General features: G+C 67.6%; 4 protein-coding genes. All 4 read right to left on the bottom strand.

The features are described from left to right. Positions 1 to 59 precede the first annotated feature (59 nt). The 4 genes from ABD401_RS23845 to ABD401_RS23830 all read right to left on the bottom strand — a co-directional run bounded on the left by ABD401_RS23845 (position 60) and on the right by ABD401_RS23830 (position 2928). On the bottom strand, positions 60 to 1076 hold the full coding sequence (locus tag ABD401_RS23845) for a tyrosine-type recombinase/integrase (RefSeq protein WP_344609508.1): 1017 nt from the start codon (positions 1074 to 1076) through the stop codon (positions 60 to 62). Between the two features lie 39 nt (positions 1077 to 1115). Beyond that, positions 1116 to 1661, bottom strand: coding sequence for an IS3 family transposase (locus tag ABD401_RS23840; RefSeq protein WP_344609506.1), 546 nt, complete (start codon positions 1659 to 1661; stop codon positions 1116 to 1118). Further along, a complete protein-coding gene (locus ABD401_RS23835; RefSeq protein WP_019874071.1) occupies positions 1658 to 1951 on the bottom strand; it encodes a transposase in 294 nt (97 codons plus the stop codon). Before ABD401_RS23835 ends, ABD401_RS23840 begins: the two co-directional genes overlap by 4 nt. 293 nt (positions 1952 to 2244) lie before the next feature. Beyond that, a complete protein-coding gene (locus tag ABD401_RS23830) occupies positions 2245 to 2928 on the bottom strand; it encodes a GOLPH3/VPS74 family protein (protein WP_344609503.1) in 684 nt (227 codons plus the stop codon). Positions 2929 to 3009: the final 81 nt, after the last annotated feature.

The raw sequence follows: 3009 nt of genomic DNA, 5'->3' as shown, positions 1-3009 counted from the left end.
TCAACCAGCTCGCAGGAACCGGAACCAGCTAACGGAGTCTCCATCAAACCCGGGGCGATTCAGATCCCCGAGACCGTCATCCTCTGGCGCGGTGCCCTGGTGCGCACGAACACGGCCCGGTCCAAAACGGGCGGGCGAACCCGCAGCCAGGCTTCCAACGCTCCGCCCACGTCGGCGGGCAGTGGCAACACATGCGCGCGGCCCTTGCCGGTGACGCGCACCTGCCCGTTGACCCAGTCGATGTCCTCGAGCATCAGGCGGGAGGCTTCGCCGGCTCGCAGGCCAAGCCGGACCAGGACCATCACCAGGGCACGGTCCCGTGCCCCGATCGTCGTGGCCGGATCGCAGGTGGCCAGCAACGCCGCGACCTGTTCGGCGGCCACTCCCCGCGGGAGTGATCGCTTGGATCCGGGCGGCTTGAGGATCCCCGCGGTCACGTCCCTGTCCAGGCGGCCCGTGCTCAACGCCCACCGCAACAAACAACGGACCGAGCCGACGATGTGAGCCCGAGCGACAACACCGTAGGGGCGTCCGCGCTCGGCGACGTAGGCGTTCACGATCGCGGCGTTCAACTGGTCCCACTGCAGCGACCCGTCGGCCGCCGTCACCGCGTCCAGGACATCGGCACCGTAGTAGCAGTAGGCGGCGATGGACTTCTCGCTCAGCCCGCGCTCCTCGCGCATCCACGTGCGCCACTGCGTCACCGCGGCTTGGGTCGGCGTGACTCGGACATCGTCGACCGTGCCCGCCCGCAAATATCCAGCTGACGCCAGGAACCTGCGCAGCACTCCGCTGCATCGTTTCACCGAGGCGCAGGGCCGATCCTGGGAACCCTGTGCGGTCACGAACCGCGCGAGGAGTTCCTCGTCGATGTCCTCGACCCCGGCGCCGACCGTCAGCATCCACATGCTCAGCCGCTGCACCAGGTTCATCACCGCGGCCGCGGAGCCCGACGAGTAGCCCTTCGCTGTCAACCATTGCGAGCACTCGCCCAGCACCACTGGCGCCAGCGGGCCCACCGGAATCCGCGGGACCCGAACCGGATACGGCCGGGCCGTCGGCGACCTCTTCGTCACGAACCTCACCTCCAGACACTCGATGTGCCTGAAGCGTGGTCACGACGCTGGGACTATGCCGACCTTCCAGACCTCAGCACTGCCGATGACCTCCACGACCGTGAGCAACATCGGCATAGTCCGACGGTCGGCATAGGACATCCAATGCCGACATCGGCATTGGATGTCCCCGCACCACTTCCGGTTCGGCGCCGCTGCGCTGAAGTCACGGTTCAGCAGGTCCGGGAACTTCGGCGCGGCCTTGTCCTGGCGCGTCAGATTCTTGTGGCGCTTGGGGTTGCGCCCGAACAGGTGCTGGCGGCGCATCGAGTCCGCGACGGTGTTCACGCTGACCTGCCAGCCGGCCTCGATCAGATCCAGATGGATCCGCGGCGATCCGTAAATGCCACCCGAGGCCTCGAAGCACCGCCGCACCTCAGCATCGAGCAGGGCCCGGCGCTGGGCCCGCACCGTCGGGGCCGGGTTCCCGACCCGCGCCAGCCACTTGTAGAACCACGACACGCTCACCCCGAGGATGGCGCAGCAGACCGCGTGGGGCACCCGGTGCAAGGTCCTCTGGTCGGCGATGAAGCCCGCCACGCTCACTTCGTCGCCTCCTTCACCCACAGGACCACGGAGCGCTTGAGGACATCACGTTCCATCCGCAGCTCGGCGACCTCCGCGCGCAGCCGCTTGAGCTCGGCCAAGTCATCCGCCGTGAGCTGCCCGTTCCCGCCCTCGCTGGCCCGGTCCCGGGCGACCCAGTTCCCCAGCGTGCCCTCGTTGATGCCCAGGTCCCGCGCGATCGCCGCGATGGACTTTCCCGGGTTCTCCCGGACCAGCCGCACCGCCCCCTCACGGAACTCGGCGTCGAACTTCCTTCTCGTCTCTGACATGGCTACTCCTCATAGCTCATGCCTCCACGGAAGTGGGGGATTTCCACAACGCGGCCGCGCAGCAGCCGCGCGACGGGATGGAAGAGACGGGCGGATAGGCCCTTGAGAGCGACTGCAAATCTGTCGCCAAAGCTACCCACATTCAAATCCTGGGTTCGCCACCGGGCGGAATCGGCCCTTATCTGCACGTTCGAGTTTGACTGCCCCGCTCGGTCAACCCCGGCAGCAAATGTTCTCCCATCCGGTTCGAGTCCGCGGTGGGGGCCGTCCCGTGGGGCGGCTGGAGCGGTGACTCACCAGCCTTGGGTCCTCGCGAAGGCGAGAGCACTCGCGGCGGCCGAGGCTGCGGTCACGGCGGCGGTGACGGCCGTCACTTCGCGGTGGAGGCCGCGGGGTCTCCAGTAGCCAGAGGCAATCTCGGCGGCGCGAGCTTCGTCGACGCGGTCCCAGGCGTCGACGACGGCCTCCAGACAGTCCAAGGCCCCCAGCAGCGCGACCAGCGCGACCATCTCCTCGTCGAGTGGTTCGCTGCTGCGGGTCACGTCGAGCACACGGGAGCGAAGCTCGGCCGGAACCGTCGGTTCATCGCATTGGTACGTCCGGCGCGGCAGCACGCCCAAGACCCGCGAGCGTTCCTGTCGAAACACTCCGTGTTGCGCCAAGCGGTCGAGTGCTCCTCGCGCGGTACGGGGAGCGAGCGCTGTTACGGCCTGACGGGCCGTCAGCTGTCGATCTCGAAGAAGCTCCAGGGCCGCTTCTGTGACCGTGTTACCGGTGATCTTGTTGCCGACCACGACCAGCGATTGGTCAATGCTGCTCCCGCAGGAAACGAAGCGGATGCGCCGATCCAGCACGAGGGACAGCAGGGCTCCGCCGGCCGCGGCACATTCCTGATCGGGCCGGCTCACCACCGGGTGACCATCGCGCCCATCCAACAGGAGCGCCAGGGCGCTCTCTGCGAGACTCAACCTGGGCACGAGTCACCCGCCCGATCTGCATATCTGCTTGAGTGCAGTAGCATTTGATGGGTGAGCGAGGAACGACCCGTCGGTGGTGCC

Source organism: Sporichthya brevicatena (assembly GCF_039525035.1).
GTDB lineage: Bacteria > Actinomycetota > Actinomycetes > Sporichthyales > Sporichthyaceae > Sporichthya > Sporichthya brevicatena.
Note: the sequence above shows the minus strand (reverse complement) of the source record. Positions and strands in the feature narration are given on the sequence as shown.